General features: G+C 35.4%; 7 protein-coding genes, 1 tRNA gene and 1 pseudogene. 2 read left to right on the plus strand and 7 right to left on the minus strand.

The features are described from left to right. Positions 1–137: 137 nt before the first annotated feature. Entirely contained in the window at positions 138–593 is a 456-nt protein-coding gene (locus HMPREF2603_RS07435; RefSeq protein ID WP_060804490.1) for a MarR family winged helix-turn-helix transcriptional regulator, read from the minus strand. A gap of 183 nt (positions 594–776) precedes the next feature. Between HMPREF2603_RS07435 and HMPREF2603_RS07440 the strand changes: the two genes are divergently transcribed. Further along, positions 777–1,883, plus strand: coding sequence for a DsrE/DsrF/DrsH-like family protein (locus HMPREF2603_RS07440; RefSeq protein ID WP_060804492.1), 1,107 nt, complete (start codon positions 777–779; stop codon positions 1,881–1,883). Positions 1,884–2,437: 554 nt separating this feature from the next. Here the strand turns inward: HMPREF2603_RS07440 and HMPREF2603_RS07445 are convergent. Beyond that, a complete protein-coding gene (locus HMPREF2603_RS07445) occupies positions 2,438–3,610 on the minus strand; it encodes a hypothetical protein (RefSeq protein WP_060804494.1) in 1,173 nt (390 codons plus the stop codon). A 155-nt stretch (positions 3,611–3,765) separates the two neighbouring features. Continuing rightward, positions 3,766–4,599: a helix-turn-helix domain-containing protein gene (locus tag HMPREF2603_RS07450; protein ID WP_002480021.1), complete on the minus strand. Its 834-nt coding sequence runs from the start codon at positions 4,597–4,599 to the stop codon at positions 3,766–3,768. A 370-nt stretch (positions 4,600–4,969) separates the two neighbouring features. Between HMPREF2603_RS07450 and HMPREF2603_RS07455 the strand changes: the two genes are divergently transcribed. Then, positions 4,970–5,059 (plus strand) — tRNA-Ser (locus tag HMPREF2603_RS07455). A 282-nt stretch (positions 5,060–5,341) separates the two neighbouring features. Here HMPREF2603_RS07455 and HMPREF2603_RS07460 read toward each other — a convergent pair. The 4 genes and pseudogenes from HMPREF2603_RS07460 to HMPREF2603_RS07470 form a co-directional block, all read right to left on the minus strand. Then, positions 5,342–14,764: an LPXTG cell wall anchor domain-containing protein gene (locus HMPREF2603_RS07460; RefSeq protein ID WP_398575019.1), complete on the minus strand. Its 9,423-nt coding sequence runs from the start codon at positions 14,762–14,764 to the stop codon at positions 5,342–5,344. Then, positions 14,749–14,872: pseudogene (locus HMPREF2603_RS13810) on the minus strand (YSIRK-type signal peptide-containing protein); the annotation flags it as partial. The gene HMPREF2603_RS07460 and the pseudogene HMPREF2603_RS13810, both read right to left, overlap by 16 nt. Positions 14,873–15,045: 173 nt before the next feature. Then, the gene (locus HMPREF2603_RS07465; RefSeq protein WP_222563224.1) at positions 15,046–15,894 is read right to left on the minus strand and encodes an AraC family transcriptional regulator; all 849 of its coding nucleotides are present in this window, start codon (positions 15,892–15,894) and stop codon (positions 15,046–15,048) included. Between the two features lie 280 nt (positions 15,895–16,174). Beyond that, positions 16,175–18,885, minus strand: a 2,711-nt coding sequence (locus HMPREF2603_RS07470; RefSeq protein WP_148130471.1) for a Rib/alpha-like domain-containing protein, incomplete at its 5' end; no start/stop codon positions are given.

Below are 18,885 nucleotides of genomic sequence, written 5' to 3' on the forward strand. Positions count from 1 at the left end.
CTCTTATACAATTCTAGGATAACGCTTCCATATATATTAGGTCAAGTAAGTTGACTTAACTGAAATATCTGCAACCATATAAAAAAATACCGCCTTGAATGTTTCAAGACGGTAATCTACAGAGAGCGTATTCAAGGTTATTCCTTGAACTCCCCTTTTAAATATTTTACTTCTTGGAATCCTGGACGTTTACTTGCGAGTTCTTCCATCATCGCATTCCAATCATTTCCGACTTCAGCTTTAATACTTTGAAGTAAATCATTTTGTGCTTTATTGATTTCTGTAACCAATGCATGACCTTTATCAGTCGCAAAGAGTTCTTTGACTCTGCCATCTATTTTAGATTTTCCTTCGACAACTAAACCTTCATCTTTTAATTTTTTCAACGTTTGATGACTGCCTTGTTTAGAGATTTCCATACTTCTTAGTAAATCTCTGATGGTAATCCCAGGCACTTTATCGATAAAGAATAAGAAGCGATGGTGTTGGCGGCGCATTCCTTTCTTCTCAATAATTTCATCTGCAGTATGAATAAATGTTTTATAGGCAAAATAGAACAAGAGATGATCATAGTCGTTATTATGTGCAGTCATGGTTCACAGTCCTTTATTTCAAAATGTTGTTTTCTGATAATTAACTTTATTATAGCAAGTCTTATAACAGACCTAAAGCACTGATTTTTCTTTTAAGCTTGGTTCAATCAAATAGAAACTTGTGCAATTTGTCTTTATTCTTTGTACAATGACATCAATATAGAACAAAAGGGAGATGATCGAATGGTTCGATTTAAAACTGTTCAAATCACAGACTTAACTGACGAAGACTTACAAGCTATGGGGGCACAAGATCAACTAATTGATGTAAGAGAAGCTGATGAATATGAAGCTGGTCATATTGAAGATGCGTTAAATTATCCACTTTCAACGTTAAATACGAAATTCCCATTAGACCAAGGCAAAACGTATTACATTTATTGTCAAAAAGGCGGACGCAGTCAACAAGCCAGCCAAATGTTAAGTGACAGCGGTTTTGATGTGATTAATTTAAGCGGCGGTTATGAAGCATATCTTTCTCAACAAGAAGCACAACCACAACATCAAACTACAAGTAAGCAGGAGCAGACCGAAGTCACTGCCTCTGAGAAAACAATTAAACCAGAACGCAAACAATTAAACTACAGTGGTTTACAATGTCCAGGTCCTATCGTGAATTTAAGCCAAGCCATCAAACAACTACAACCTGGCGAACAAGTTGAAGTGATTGTTACGGATTTAGGCTTTGCGAGTGATATACAAAGTTGGGCAAAACAAACGGGTCATCACTTAATTGATTTAAAAACAGATGATTCAAAAGTCACAGCTATCATCGAAAAAGATGAAGCTTCTGATCAAGCTATGTCTGTCCACGAATCAAATAATGGCACAACGATTGTCTTATTCAGCGGTGAACTTGATAAAGCTTTAGCTGCTTTAATCATTGCGAATGGCGCACGTGCAGCAGGTCGTGAGGTTTCTATCTTCTTTACTTTCTGGGGATTGAACGCATTAAAACGTACAGATGCGCCTAAAGTGCAGAAAAAAGGATTAGAAAAACTCTTTGATTTCATGTTGCCAAAAGGTCCAGAAAGTATGCCGTTATCTAAAATGAATATGTTCGGTTTAGGACGCTTTATGATGAAACTCTTAATGAAACAAAAGAACGTCGATTCATTACCTGCTTTAATCGATAAAGCAATCGAAAATGATATAAAACTAATCGCATGTACTATGAGTATGGATGTCATGGGTATCAAACGTGAAGAATTGCGTGATGATGTCCAAATCGGCGGTGTTGGCACATATATCGGCGATACAGAACATGCCAAACATAATTTATTTATCTAAAGCATATAGATAATCCTCTGTCTTCAAATTAAGGCAGAGGATTTTTTACATCATCTTTAAATATCCTTCTTACTCTTCAAAATTAATCGAACATTTGTTCGCTTTTTCTTTGAAAACGCGTCCGTAAAATGCTAAACTTAATTCATGAGTAAAGGTCGTTCTACTATATTGTGAGTACCTCACGTGCCTTGAACTGCAAGAAAGTGAGGTGATATGGATGGACATTATAATCCATGAACTCACGATTAACTTTTCTTCAATTGTGCAAGTGACACTTTTAGCAACAGCCATCAAGTTTATTATCAGCAAGAACGACAAAAAAGACTAGCTATGCAGCAACATAACTAGTCTCTCATTCGGTTCGTTTGGTAATCACAATTGTGCGTTGTGAGCCTTTACTCTAGCCTTCAGTCCTGTAAGACTGAGGGCTATTTTAATACAACTAAAGCTTACCAAATTTATAGCCCACTTTCAATTAAATTGCGGTTCATCTAAAACAAGGTTGTCCAATTCATTTTTGTTGGTGTGAGTTTCTTTGAATTCATTAAATGATATTATTTCTTTTTCTTCTTTTTGTCTTTTTTCTTTTTATCCTTTTTATCCTTTTTCTTCTTGTCTTTTGAATCTTCTTTTTTATCCTCTTTCTTGTTATCTTTCTTCTTAGATTTCTTATCTTTGTCTTTCTTGGCTTTGTCGTCTTTTTTACCTTTTTTATCTTTCTTATCTTTGTCTTTCTTGGCTTTCTTGTCCTTCTTCTCTTTTGTCTCTTTGTCTTTCTTATCTTTTGATTCTACTTTTTCTTTATCTTCTTGTTTCTCTTCTTTCTCTTCAGATGACTCTGATTCAGACTTGTCATCTTCAGAAGGTTCATTTTCTGAAGACGCTTTGTCTGCCTTTGTTGGTTCTTCTTTTACTGCAGTGAATTCTTCTTCTAATTCTCCTACTGCGATGACTTCACCTTTGTCATCTGTAGTGAGTGTTGTTTCTAATTCTTCATCTTGCTCTTCATCTAGATGGTAACCCAATTCTAAGACCTGTAAATAAACGGTTACTTGGAAGTCTTTATATTCACCTTTATAGATAGCTTGAACATCACTTTGACGAGATTGTAAATCAGTATGTTCTGTTAACGCAGGTTCTATTACGTTAGTTTGTATAGGTTCTTCTACAATTTCTTCAATAGAATGATCCCGTTCTTGTTGATGGTTTTGAATACTTTTATAAATTAAATCAGCATCTTTCAACTCTGGATATTGTTTTAAAAATGCGCTTTTAGTTTCTGGTAATTCAAAGTCTTTCTTTGCTTTTACATCGATATAGACTGCCGCATAATGGAACTTTGTTTGGTCAGAAACATTGTAAACCCAAGATTTAGGCGGGTTCGTCATTTTATTTAAATGTTCAGTAAAGTCGCGTTGAATTGTTGATACTGCATGACCTGCTTGGCCGCTGGCACTTGGTTCAAAGTCATGTACATAAACCGTTCTTAGCTTTACCATATCTGTCATTTCATTTTGATCTAGAACTGCTAAATCTAAACGTGACATCTCTCTAGCGACAGTTTCTGACTGTGCTTGACGTAAAACTTGAATTCCTAATAAATCTTTTAATGACTTATCTATACCTGACACTAAAGTTAAATACGCCATATCATCTGCGTAGTGTTTAAAGTTACCTTCTAACTTGCCCAATCTTTTAGTTAAAGCATCTGCGATATTGATTTTCATGTTAATTCCCCCATAGGTTTGATTTATACACTAAGTTAGTAACTTATACCCTATCAGTCGCAAAATAAGATTAAGATTTTATTAGATTGAATACTAATTTAGATTTGCGTCACTCAAAATAAAAAAGCGGTACAGGAGTACACGCTTTATAAGAATTAGCCATTCATGAATTTCAAAACTTCATCATACACTTTTTGAGAACGTTCATTATTTTTAATGCGTCTTTTTTGAGACCGAGCCACATACTCCATAGGCACCATATTAAATTGTTTCTTAAAATTGTTGAGGAAAGAACGTTTACTAGAGTATGAATATCTTTTCCAAACTTCTTTGGTTTTTTGATTATCTTCACCATTAATTAATAAATATTCTGCCACGTTAAAAATCTTCACTTGTTGTACGTAATCATTGTAGTTAACACGTGCTGCATCTTTAAATACACGTGATAAATAACTGATATTTAAATCAAAACTTTCAGCGATAGTTGTTAACTTTAACGCTTCATCTGAATGGTGATTGATGTACTCAATAATGTGGTTGATTGTCGGGTTATTAGTCATATTGAATAAGTAGATGTCGAAGTTTTCCAAGTAAACACGTAAGTATCTTACCAGTCGCACAATGGTCGCATTCGCTTTCACAAAATTTGTTTCACATACATAACGTAAAGCCTGGATATAATCATTTTTAATGATATGGTGGATTTCAAAATTGCTTTCAACATGATTGATTTCTTTTAAACAGGCTGGCTTAAAATACACATAATGAATTGATAAACAGACAACTTTCCCTTCTTTAATCTCCACTTCCATATTTGTGAAATGTGGTTTTTGAACAAAAAGATCTCCTGTTTTATAGGTAAAGTGCTGTGCCCCTTTTTTAACGAAGACTGTACCTGATAAAACTAAATAAATATTAACGTACTCCTCGCTTTTCGAATTATCTTTTATACAAGACCAACCTTGAAAAATATTGTAACTGTAATCCAAAAATATCCCCCCTAATAAAATAAAATGATAATGTGAATGAGTTCTTCTAAATATCCATAGAAAAGCAAGCAGTAAAATAGAAGTGTAAAAGAAGTGATGATTGAGGTAGATACATTTCATAACTGATGAAATTATCCAAAATAAGACTACACCTATTTATAATAAACTAAATGTTCAGAAAATTGAATGCTTTATTGTAATTTTTTGTGCTAAAATGTTATATTTTTATCTGTTTCATTCAACCAGAAAGCCTTTAGTCCATTCTTTAAGTATATGTAAAATTACTTTATGATTTCTGTGGATTTCATTAAAAAAATTATTGACGCGTTACACATTCTCCGATATAATAAATCTTGTGTTAAAAAGCTATGGAGAAATACCCAAGTCCGGCTGAAGGGATCGGTCTTGAAAACCGACAGGGGCTTAACGGCTCGCGGGGGTTCGAATCCCTCTTTCTCCGCTACGATAAAGGATGAGATACTAAACAGTGTCTCATCCTTTTTTATTAACTTAACGTAAAAATTTCACTAAGTTATTATTATACGCTTAACAAATATTAGACTACATCACTAAACCCCACTCTATCATCATAGAATGGGGTTCTTTTTATGGCGAGACTACGTCGTCTCACTTATTACGAGTATTTAGACGAAATGATAAAGATATAGCTGATATTAAGTTAAAAAAATAATACGCTATCAAAAAAGCCGCACTCACTACGAGTACGACTTTCGTTTACATATTAATTTTTTCTACGACGACTGCTTACTAAGAATGCGGCGCCGATCAATGCGGCTAACCCGCCTACAAGGATGCTGCTAGATTGTGACTGACCTGTATTTGGTAAAGCTTTTTGTTGTTTAGAAGGAACTGTTTGTTCTGGATGTGTAGTTCTAGTTGCTGGGTTGTTTGATGTTTGTGATGAACGCTCTTCATCGTTTTGATACATATGTCTATCAGAAGTTCGAGTAGTATCTTGATGTTCATTTGTTGATTCATCAGAAGCATTGTTATCTTTAGACGTCTGATGTTTTTGTGTTATTTCGGTTTGATGTTCTACCTCTAAAGACGTGCGTTCAGATGATGCTTTCTCTTCTGTTGTATGCTCTTGTTGTTTATTTGTATCTTCTGTTTTGACTTCTTGTTTAACTTCACCCTCAGTATTCAAATCAACTGATGAAGTTGTTTCAGAAACCATCTGGTTAAGAGAAGTTTCATCTGCATTTTCTAGGTGTATTTCTTCTCGTTGTGTAGTTGTTGTAACAGGCTTTTCCGATACTACTTCATTTGAAATTGTTTCAAGAGAAGTTGTAGATTTATCTTCAGTTACTGCTGGAATTTCAATATTTTTTATGTTGTTTAACTCTGAAATCAAGTTGCCTTTTAATTCGCTTGGTAACTGAGCTATTGCTGATTGTGCCAATTCTTTTGTTGTCTTTACTTTTTCTTGAACAATCGTTAATGCTTCTTGTTCTTCTGTCTGTACACGATGATCTGAAAGTACTTTTTCAAGTTCAATGTGTGCTGTATTATTTGTTGATATTGCTTCCTTCAACGCTGCTTCTGCTTCATTTAACCATTGATCTTGGATGTCGTTTGTACCATTCGCATTAGCGTCATTGATTTCTGGGATGTCGATACCTTGCAGTTGTGCTAATAACGCTGGTAAATTGCCTTTTAGTTCACTTGGTAATACGTTTACTTTTCTCTCTGCTGATGTTTTTAATGTTTGCGCTTCTTCTTGTGCAGATTTTAGTAATGTTTGTTCTTGTGGTGTGATTAAGTTGTCGGAAACTGCCATGTTCCATGCTGATTGGGATGCTTTATCCGCAAGTTCTGCTGCTTTCACAGCAGCTTCGGCATCATTTAACCATTGATCTTGGATGTCATTTGTACCATTCGCATTAGCGTCATTGATTTCTGGGATGTCGATACCTTGCAGTTGTGCTAATAACGCTGGTAAATTGCCTTTTAGTTCACTTGGCAGTGCGTTTACTTTTCTCTCTGCTGTTGCTTTTAATGTTTGTGCTTCTTCTTGGGCAGATTTCAATAATGTTTGTTCTTGTGGTGTGATTAAGTTGTCGGAAACTGCCATGTTCCATGCTGATTGGGATGCTTTATCCGCAAGTTCTGCTGCTTTCACAGCGGCTTCGGCATCATTTAACCATTGATCTTGAATGTCGTTCGTGCCATTCGCATTAGCGTCATTGATTTCTGGGATGTCGATACCTTGCAGTTGTGCTAATAACGCTGGTAAATTGCCTTTTAGTTCACTTGGCAGTGCGTTTACTTTTCTCTCTGCTGTTGCTTTTAATGTTTGTGCTTCTTCTTGTGTTGATTTCAATAATGTTTGTTCTTGTGGTGTAACTAAATTGTCAGAGACTGTAGAATCAAATAATATTTGAGCATGCTCATCAGCTGACTGTGCTGCTTTTACCGCATCTCTCGCTTCATGGATTAATACATCTACATTATCATCAATACCATTTTCATTTTGATCATTAATCTGCGGTAATGTAATACCTTTGAGCAACACTAAATCTTTTGGAAGATTACCTTGCAATGTTAATGGTAATTGATTTACCTTTTCTTTTGCTTGTGCTTTCACATCTTCGTAAATTGCTTGTAATTGAGCTAATTGTTTATATTCGCTTGGTGTAACTAAACCATCTGCTGTATTCGTTGCTAGTTTTTCCTGTAGTTTAGCATCCATTGCTTGTGCCACTCTGACAAACTCTGTTGCTTCAGCTAATGCAGCATCATCTGCATCTGAAATATTATTGGCATTTTGATCATTGATGTTTGGAACTGTGATGCCTTGAAGTTGTTTTAAACGTACTTCAAATGGTGATTGATAAGCTGCTGGTAATTGCTTCACAATTTGTTGTGCTGAATCTTTAGCACCTTCAAACAATGCTTGATGTTGTGATAAGTTTTGATGTTCTTGTGGTGTAATCAAGCCATTTTCATTTGCTGTATCAAGTTCAGATTGTACCTCTTGATTCATTTTTTCAGCTTGTGCCACACGTGCTTCTGCTTGTTCTAGCAATGTATCAATATCATCTGCAATGCCATTAGCATTTTGGTCATTGATGTCTGGAATTGAGATAGCTTGCATTTGCGCTAAAGCATTCACTAATTCATCTTTAACTGCTGCTGGAATCTTACTTTGTTGAATCGTCTCAGTTGCTTGTTCTTTTAGTTTTGATGCATGATTTTGTGATTCAATCAATGTGTCTTGTTCTTGTGGTGTAATTAAGTAATCTGCATTCGCTTTTATTAAATCATCTTGTGCTGTTTCATGTGCAGCTTTTACTGCATTTATTAAATCTTGAAGTGTTTGATCTAACGTATCATCTACATCATTATGGTTGTGATCATTGACTGCTGGTACTGCAATACCTGTTAAAGCATCAAGCATTTTTAGAAGTTCACCTTTTAGTGCATCATCAACTAAAGCAATTTTATCTTTAGCAATATTTTTCTGTGCTAAGAATGCTTTTTGAAGATTTGATAACATATCATGTTCATCGTCGTTGATAACACCATTGTCCTGAGCTGTTTCTAATCCTGCTTTCGCAACTTTTTCTGCTGCTTGTGCTGCCTTAATTGCTTGTAATGCATCACTCATCAATTGATCTTGGTTATCATCGATACCATTTACATTTTTATCATTCACTTCTGGGATATCGATTGCTTTTAACGCATCTAATTGTGGTTGGAATTCCGGTCTTAAGTTTTCATCAATCATATCCACTGCTTTTTGAGCATAGTGTTTCGCTGTCTTCGCATAGTTGACTTGGTTAATTAATTCTGACTGTTCTTTTGGTGTGACTAATTGATCTTGTTGAATTGATTCTAGTTGTTGTTTGGCTGTTTCATGTGCACGTTTTGCTTCATCAACTAAGTCTTGAACAGCTGCTTTCAATGCATCTGTATGATCATCAATGTGGTTATTATCTTGATCATTGACAGTTGGTAAAGTAATTTCATTAATCGCATCTAATTGTAACTGCAAGTCTTTTTGATATGCTGCTGGTAAAGCATCAATTGCTGCTTGCGCCGCAGCTTTATTAGCTTCTACTAAATTTTTAGCACCGCTTAGAACTTCTAATTCACTAGGATTGATTAAACCGTCTACTGATGCCTCATCTGCTTTAGCTTGTGCCATATCTTTAGTCGCATTGATTAATTGTTGTGCCTTGTCTATTAATGTATCAATATCATCACGAATACCATTTTGATTTTTATCATTCACAGATGGAATTGAAATTCCTGTTAACGCTTGTACTTTTTCAGGCAAATCTTGTCTGTATTTACTCTCAACTGCTTCAAGCTTTTCTTCAGCTAATGCTTTCTTTTGTTTAAATTCTTCTTGTAACGCTTTTAATTGTGCTTGTTCATCAGGGTTTACCACACCATCTGCTTGAACTTCTTCTAATGCTGTTTGTGCTACTGCTTCTGCATTTTTAGCTGCTTCATAAGCTTTGGCTGCCTCATCAAATAAGCTATCTTCTTTATCCGGCACACCATTATGATTTTCATCGTTGACTTGTGGTGGTCCAATTGGTGTTAATGCATCGAGTTCTAGTTGTAACGTTTGTTTAACAGGTTCTGATAATAATGCGTCTACTAACGTTTGTGCTGCTGCTTTTTTGTCCTCTGCTAATGAAATTGCTTTGGCTAAATCTGCGCTTTCTTCTGGTGTAATGATATTATCTTTTTGAATATCATCCATTTGCGTCAATGCATTGTTATAAGCTGCTTTTGCTGCTTCTACCGCTTCTTTCGCTTTATGAATGGCTTGATCTACGTCATCACGAATCCCGTTTTTATCCTCGTCATTCACTTCTGGTACAGTAATACCTGTTAATGCCGCAAGTTGTTGTGGCAGGTCTTTGCGGTATACTTCTTGAATCGCATTAATTTTTTCATTTGCTAATGCTTTCTTTTGTTCAAAGTTAGCTTGTGCTGCTACTAATGCTTGATGTTCTGTTTCATCAATTAATTCATTTGGATTTAGTGCTTGTGCTAACATTTCTTTTACTGCTTGATCTGCAGCTTTGGCGTCTTTCAATGCATCTCCGGCAAAGCGTATTAATAAATCTTCTGAATCTGGAATATCATTTGCATTGTTGTCATTTACTGGTGGAACAATTAAATCAGGGTATTGTCTTAAAACGCTTAGCAACTCCGCTTTTAAAGGCGTTCCATCTGAGAGATTATGAACATCGGTAAAGGCATTCATTTTAGATTCATATGCAGCAAGTTTGAAAGGTCTTAATGATTCGATTTCGTCTGGATTAACTAATCCATCATCTTGTATCGCTAAAATCGCTGCTTTTGCTGCTTTATCTGTTTCTATAACTTTTTGTACAAGTTTTCTGAGTTCAGCCTCTTTATCATCAGCTACATCATTACTATTAGCATCATTCACTTCTGGTACATCAATACCTGTTAATGCTTTTAATTTCCCAGGCAATACACCTTGATATGCTGGATCAACTGCGTCTAATGCTTGTTGTGCCGCTGTTTTCTTTTGTTCAAAATCATGTTGTAAGTTTTGTAGTGTCTGATGTTCTTCTGATGAAATAGCTTGATTCTCGTTTGCTTTTGTTAATTCAGATTTTGCCAAAGCATCAACTGCTGTTGCTTTTTCAATTGCTGCCTCTGCTGCTTTAACTAAAGCATCTTGAGTATCTGGAATCATATTGCTGTTGTTGTCATTGATGTCTGGAACACGAATACCATCTAATTTTGCTAGTTCTTGCTCTAAAGGTGTACGTAATACTTCAGGTAATGCATTCACTTTTTCTGTTGCTTCTGCTTTTGTTGAAACAGCTTTTTTCTGAGCTTCTGTTAAATCTTGATGTTCTTTCGGATTAATCAGCTTATCTTGTGTTGCGTCTGTTAAGTTATGTTTCGCTGCTAAATCTGCTGCTTTTGCTTTGTCTAAAGATACTTGTGCTTCTTTAAGCAATGCTTCTAGTTCAGCTTGATCAACATCGTCTGTTTTACCATTATTATCTTTATCATTTACTTCTGGTACAACAATACCGTTTAACGCTGCTAGTTGTGTTGGTAATTCTCCACGATATTGTACATCAATCGCATTGATTTTATCGTTAGCTGCTTGTTTCTTCGTTGTGAAATCTTGTTGTAACTTATCTAAGTTGTCATGTTCTTGTTGATTAATAACTTTGTCATCATTAGCTTTAACCAATTCTTCGTTAGCTAATTTATCCGCTGCTTCAACTGCTTTGATAGAAAGTTTAGCCGCTTCAATCAACGCATCTTGTTCATCAGGGATGTTGTTATCATTGTTGTCATTAATGCCTGGTACCGTAATACCTTTTAACTGAGCCAATCTTTCTAATAATGATGTTTGTACTTCTGATGGTAAGGCTTTAACTGCTTTATCTGCTGTTGTTTTTGTTGTATCTGCATTTTCTTTTGAGACAGTTAAATCTTGATGTTCTTGAGCTTTAATTAAGTTATCTGCATTGGCTTGTTGTAATTGTGTTTGTGCTGCTTGGTCTGCAGCTTCTGCTTTCTTAACTAAATCTTCTGCGTTTTTCAATGCTGCATCTTGTTGTTCTTTTGCATCTTGCTCATCTGGTTTACCATTTCTATTTGTGTCATTAACAGCAGGAACTGTAATTCCTTTTAATGCTTCAAGTTGTGTTGGTAAATCACCACGATATTTCTCTTCAATCTGGTTGATTTTATCGTTAGCTGCTTGTTTCTTCGTTGTGAAATCTTGTTGTAACTTATCTAAGTTGTCATGTTCTTGTTGATTGATGGCTTTATCAGCTTCAGCTTTAGTTAATTCTTCGTTTGCTTTTTGATCTGCTGCTTTAACTGCGGCTAATAAATCTTGTGCCTCTGCGATTAATGCGTCTTGTTCGTCTGGAATGTTGTTGTTGTCAGTATCATTAATAGATGGAATTTCAATACCGTTCAATGCATCAAGTTCGTCTAATAAAGGAGCTTGCATGTTTTCTGGAAGTGCTTCTACTAAACCTCTTGCAGTTGAATTTGCTTCGTCAGCCTGATTTTCTACAACATATAATCCTTCTAATTCTTTGAGTGAAATAACATCATCTTGGTTTACTTCAGCTAATTTAGCTTGTGCTGCTTTATCAGCAAGTTTTGCTTTCTCAATTGCCGCTTTCGCTTCTGCTAAGTTTTGGTCTGTTTCGGCACGATCAGCAGTATCCGGTTTTCCATTATTATCAGTATCGTTAACAACCGGAACTTCAATTCCTTTTAACGCATTGATTTGCTGTAATAGTTTATCGTTATATTTCTTATCAACTGCATTAGCTTTTTCTGTTGCTGCTTGTTTTTGAGTTTCAAAGTCATTTTGAAGTTCTGTTAATTTCGCATTTTCTTCTTGATTGATAGCCTGGTTTTCTTGTGCTGTTGCTAATTCGGAAACTGCTTTTTTCTCAGCATCTTCTGCTGATTTAATCGCTGCTTCTGCCAACTTGATTAACTCATCTTGGGTGTCTGGAATATCATTCTCATTTTTATCATTAACTTCTGGTACAACAATCCCTTTTAAAAGATTCAATCTGTCCAAGAATGATTGTTGTTGCTCCAGAGGTAATGTTTTAACTGCTGCTTCTGCTGTTGATTTTGTTGATGTTGCAAGTTCTTTTGCAGCGGTTAATTTTGTATGCTCTTGTGGCTTAATTAAGTTGTCTTCATTTGCTTGTTGTAATTGTGATTGTGCTGTTTGGTCTGCAACTTCTGCTTTCTTCACTAAGTCTTCAACATTATCTAAAGCTGCTATGAGTTGTTCCTTTTCATCTTGTTCGTCTGGTTTACCATTGTTGTTCTTGTCGTTTGCTATAGGAACTGTAATACCCACAAGCTTATTCAATTTTTCAATTAATGGAGATTGATGTTTCTCATTAACTTCTTTTATCTTTGCTTCTGCTGCTTTTTTCTTAGTTTCAAATTCTTTTTGAAGTGCTGATAAATTATCATGTTCAGTTGGAGAAATCGCATTGTTTTCATTTGCTGTTTCTAATGTTGCTTTCGCTTTGCTTTCAGCCTCTTGTGCTTCTTTTAACAGTTGCTCAGCCTCTGCTATCAACTTGTCTTGATCATCAGAAATTGAATTGTTATTTTCATCATTTACTTTTGGTAATTCAATCTCAGTTAATTGATCTAGTTCTTGTTGTAATGTTGCTTTTAAACGTTCCGGCAATTGATTCACTTTTATTTGCGCTTCATTTTTTCTAGATGTTGCTGTTTGAATTTCATTTTGCAAACCGTCCATTTCATTTTTGCTTACAAGTTGGTCGGCAGCGATTGTTTGAGCTGTTGCTTTTGCTTGGGCATGCGCTTTTTTAGCTTCTTCAATCGAAGCGGTTGCTTCTGCCATAATTTGCTTATCAATTTCTTTTTTAAGTTCATCAGAGAGTTTTAATGCAACGGTTTGATAATCTGTTGTTAGGTTTTCAATGTGCTTTGTCCCATTATCAAATGACCACTTCACTGGAACGTTTAATGCATTTCCATCGTAATATTCTTTTAATCGTGTCCATTTTTCTGAACTTGTGCTGATATCTTCAGTTGTTAAGTTATGTTTCAAAGTGATTGAAGGCGTATAAGTTTTATCATAGAAAGCTGCTTGTGATAAAGCATTGTTGCTGTTAGTTAGTATCACTTTGTTTGTATTATTTTGAGTGGCAGCAAAGTAATTTGTATTAGGTTGAACATTTGCAACGATGTCTTGTGGAAACTCTGCTGTCATTTCAATTTTGCTTGGTAAAGTCGCTGTTTGATGTACTTCTCTTGTTGGAATATACTGGGTGATTGTTACTTTCGCATCATCATTTCCAGTTGGATTAACGACTTGAACTGTGTAAGGTTGTACTGGTACTAGTAAGATACCTTTTACATGAAACGCTGTACCTGATGCATTTCTTCCAGTCATACTATAAGTCAATTCACTCTTTTCTTTGAATGTGGCAGTTACTCTATTTGGATAATCTTCAACAGTCCCTCTTGGGTGTTCACCTGTCGAAATAATGATTTTATTATCTTTTAACTCTAAATTAGCTGTAGCCTCTGAAAGAGTGTTACTACTAATATACAGTTCGTTAATTTCATTTCGGTTAAAAGTGACGGACTTTCTAACATCTACTTCTTTATTTCGATCATAATCATCAAGATCACAAATATTTAATAACCCACTTACAGGATGAAGTTTATCATTGAGAGTCTTTAGCTCTTCTATTACAGAAGTAATAGACGTACCGTTAGTAACCTTATTATAAAAACCGTCTAATTTTGTCTTATCGATATTAGACATGAATTTAATGTTAGCTGTTGCACCGCCACCATCTTGAGAAGTCATAGACAACATGTCTCGACCTGAAGTAAAGAAATATCTTTTATTAGTTGGAAACTTTCTAGATGGTTCATCCATTTTGACATGTACCAAGGCATCTACTTTATGACCGTTCGCTGTACCTACATTATTGATATATACATAGGCTTCTGGTTGAGTATCATCAAGAGTAATATAATCACCTAGATACGCATGAATGCCACCACCATTTGTAGTTGTAGTTTTTTTACTTGTCATTGTTTCTTTGTTTGTCAGGAAAGAATAAGATTTACTGTCATGATCTTTAAATTTAGGTGAAAAATCAATGTAATCTGGTGCAACTATTTTTCCTGGATTCGCTACTTTCTTCACTAAATCGCTACCAGTATAATCAATGATTTTTCCATTGTACGTTTCATTATTAACGGGTGCTTCAACTTGTGGTTCTGTGTCTAATGAACGCTTTGCGCGTGTATGAATCGTTGGATTTGATTCTGATGTTGGGTCAATCGTTGGTGTTAATTTTGGAGTTGTGTCTTTTGCTGTTGGATTTGTTTCTTCTGGTTGTGGTGCTTGTTCTATAGTTGTCGGTGCTTCTGATGTTGTTTGGTTTAATTCTGGATTATGAGGTGCAGTATTTTCAGAGGTAGGAGCTTCTGTTGTTACAGGTGGTGTAACGACTGCTGTTGTTTTTGTCTCTTGGGTTGGTTGAGACGTTGTGTCTGAGTTAGGTTTTGGTGATTCAGACTGAGTTTGAGTGGTGTCTGTACTAGATGTTTGTTCTTCTGCTGCTTGGGCGTCATGACTGAGGCCAAACATAAGTGTTGCTCCTACAAGGATAGAAGCGGTTCCTACCGTAAATTTACGGATAGAGTACTTGTTTTGCTTATTAGGCAAAAAATCAAGTCTACGATTGGGTTGTTTCATTGTTGTTCCTCCGATGTGTCTGTGTCTATATGCTGAGTGTTCTTTTTTAAAAATCATTTGCTTACATCCTCTTTTTAAGAGAACAAAATTTATATTAACTGATTTTTTTCGAAAATAAATAGACATCAAAGGAATAGTAAAAAAAGTGCAAGCGATGAATATCCCTTAAATTTTTAGTTGTTTACTGTTTCTAAATAGGACAAAGCTTCTCTATAAATCAATTCAGATATCATATTTTCTGCCCGTTTATAATATTGAGCTTGGTTGATAAATTCTTTGGGACTCATGTGAAATTGGTTTTTAAAGTTTTTTAAATATGTACGATAACTCGCAAAATTATATTCTTTCCATAACTCATTTTCATTACCGCGGATGAGTAATTCTTCTGCTAATTTATATAGCTTGAGTCGTCTTACATATTCATTAAAACCTATCTGCATCTCCTCTTTGAACTTTCTCGAAAGAAAACTACTGTTTACATAAAGTACTTGCGCGACATCGCTTAACTTTAATGGTGCTTTAAAATTATGATTAACATGCGAAACAGCTTTTAACACATTCTCATTCGTAGTGAAATTAAAAATATAGCTTTCACTTTCGCTGTAGTATATATGCAAATAATTAATGAGTTTAATGATATTGATATCAGCCATAAATAAATCTTCTTCATACATAAAACGAATATAGTTCATAAACGCTTTTTTCATACTAAGCTGTGTTTGGTCTGTTTTAGTGATGTTACGCGCATTTCTTAAATAATATTTATTGAAGTGTACTTTATTGATAGAGAGGCAAACAATACTGCCATCGATACTTTGGATCTGTGAGTATTTCATTTCTGGTGTTGTGACAAATATATCGCCAGTTCCATATTCTAATTCGATCTCATCAATAGTTACTTTAGCCAAACCACTTATCACAAAGTACACAGTAATATATTGGTTGTCGTGCATTAAGTCAAAATTACATACGGACGAAGTAAAAATATTGTAGGTATAGTCCATCATTGATTCTCCTATCAAGTATAAAATTAAGAAAAAGGTGTCTAAAAAATGAATTAAAAAGTGATAGTTAGAAGTGAATTAAAAGTGTCAAAACAAACTAGAAAATGTTTGTGTTAGGAATTAAAAAGGGGCTCTTATGAGAGTTAACTTTGTTTATCATAGCTTATTAATCGTAAAAATTGAATACTTTTTTCTAAATTCAATTGTACTAAATTACAAAATCGGGGATTTCCCTATATGCATAAAAAAGACCGTACCCAATAAAGTGTACGGTCTAAAAACTACTTATGATTTAGTTTTATTTATTGTCATCGTGATTACGACGTCTTCTGAATAACAAGATTGAACCTAGGGCTGCGAATAATCCGCCAAATAATACGCCACTATTAACAGTGTCTTTACCTGTATCTGGTAAAGCTTTAGCAGTTGATTTTGATTTTGCTTTGTCAGCTGTTTTATTTGAAGATTCATCTTTCACTGTTGATACTCCAACTTTAGAAGATTTATTGTTTGCATCAGTTTTGTTTGTATCAATTGTGCTTGTTCCACCAGATTCTGGTGTTTTAATTTTCTCTTTATTCTGAGCAGGTACAACTTCTTTGTCGCCTACTACGATTGCAGTTGATGATTCAGAAACATTACCTGCTTCATCAGTAGCAACTACAGTTACTTTATCTCCATCTTTCAACATTACATTAGAAGGAACATCCACTGACCATGTGCCATCTTGTCCAACTTTGACTGTAACTACTGTGCCATTAGGGAACGTTACAGTAACTGTTGTACCTGGTTCAGCAGTACCTGTGACTACTTTATCTCCAGCATGAATTACATTAACAACTGGTGCTTCTGGTGCAACTGTATCTTTAACTGGTGTTACTGTTTCTTTTGAAACATTGCCTGCTTCATCAGTAATTACTGCTTTCACATTGTCTCCATCTTTCAATGTTACAGCTTCAGGAACATCTACTTTCCAATTACCATCTTTATCTACTTTAGTTGTTACAGTAGATCCGTCTGGGAATGCCACTGTTACAGTTGAACCTGGTTCTTTGCCAGTACCTGTGACAGTTCTGTCTCCTGCTTCAATTGGGTTCACAACTGGTGCTTCTGGTGCAATTGAATCATGTACTGTGACATCAACAGTAACATTTTCTGTTGAACCATCTGGATATGTCACTTTAACTATAACTGTAACAACATCTCCTTCAGCAGCATCTTCTGGTACTGTAACTGTAATTTTACCAGTATCAGGATTTACTGTAACTGTCCAATCTTTATCTATTCCTGATTCACTCGGAATTTCAAAACGTGTGCCAGTTGGAACATCATCTTTGACTTGAGGAATTTCAATAGACTCTCCAGGGTTCACTTGGACATCGTTATATCCAGGATTGTATACATCAGCATCTGGTTGCGGATGAACAGTGATTGTGACATTTATATGGTCAGTTGTGCCATCTGGATAAGTGACTGTTACTGGGACATCATACACACCTGGAATTGAACCACTTGGGATTAATGTTGGATTATCCACTGTAACTTTATATGGTTTTTCAGTATCAGGGTAACCTGGAACAGTTACTTTACCTACAATTTCATCAATCGTTGTATGACTGCCATACGGTTTTTCAATTGGTTGAGTTGTCGGTTCATACGTATCTGAATCTTTTGGACCAACGACTACTTTCACAGATACATGATCTTTTGTACCATCTGGATATGTGACTGTTACTGGTACTTCATATTCACCTGGAACTTTACCATCAGGGATTAATGCTGGATTATCTACTGTTACTTTTGGTTGGTTACCTTCTGTTGGATAATCAGGTACAGTTACTTGATTTACGATTTCGTTTACAGTTGTTGGTTGATTATATGGTTTTTCAATATCTTTAGATACTGGTTCATATTTATCATTTTCTGGTTGTGGTGTTACAACAACTTTAACTGTTACATGGTCAGTCGAACCATCTGGGTATGTCACTGTAACTGGAACATCATATACACCTGGTGTGTTTCCATTAGGTAATACAGATGGGTTATCTACGGTAACTTTATAAGGATCATCCACTTTAGAATAGCCTGGTACGTTTACTTTAGAAACAACATCTTCAATTGTAGTTGGTGTACCATATGGTTTTTCAACTTTTCCAGCTACTGGTTCAAAGACATCTGAATCTTTCGGACCTACTGTTACTTTCACAGATACATGATCTTTTGTACCGTCTGGATAAGTGACTGTTACTGGTACTTCATATTCACCTGGAACTTTACCGTCAGGGATTAATGCTGGATTATCTACAGTAACTTTTGGTTGATTACCTGTTGTTGGGTAATCAGGGACAGTTACTTGGTTTACGATTTCGTTTACAGTTGTTGGTTGATTATATGGTTTTTCAATATCTTTAGACACTGGTTCATATTTAGCGTTTTCTGGTTGTGGTGTTACAACAATTTTAACTGTTACATGATCTTTTGTGCCGTCTGGATATGTCACCGTTACTGGTACTTCAAAGACTCCTGATGCGTTTCCACTAGGTACTGTTGTTGGGTCATCAATTGTAACAACAACTTTGCCACCATCTTTAGGGAAGTCTGGAACACTTACTTTTTCTTTAACTTCTTCTGGAGTAGTTGGTGTGCCATATGGTTTTGTGATTTCTCCCGCAGTCGGTTCATATTTATCGTTTTGTGGTTGCGGATTCACTGTAACTTTAACCGTTACGTAATCTTTTGTGCCGTCTGGATAAGTGACTGTCACTGGGACATCGAATGTGCCCGGTGTTTGACCATTAGGTACTTTTGTTGAATCGTCAACTGTTACTATCGGTGTTCCTTTGTCAGCTGGGAAGTTTGGTACTGTGACTTTGTCTTTGACTTCTTGTTCAGTTGTACCTTGACCAAATGGTTTTGTGATTGGTTGAGTCGTTGGTTCATAAGTATCGGAGTCTTTTGGACCGACCGTAACTTTTACATTCACTGTATCCGTTGTTTTATCTGGATAAG

It is taken from the genome of Staphylococcus sp. HMSC055C03 (genome assembly GCF_001809385.1).
GTDB classification, from domain to species: Bacteria; Bacillota; Bacilli; order Staphylococcales; family Staphylococcaceae; genus Staphylococcus; species Staphylococcus simulans.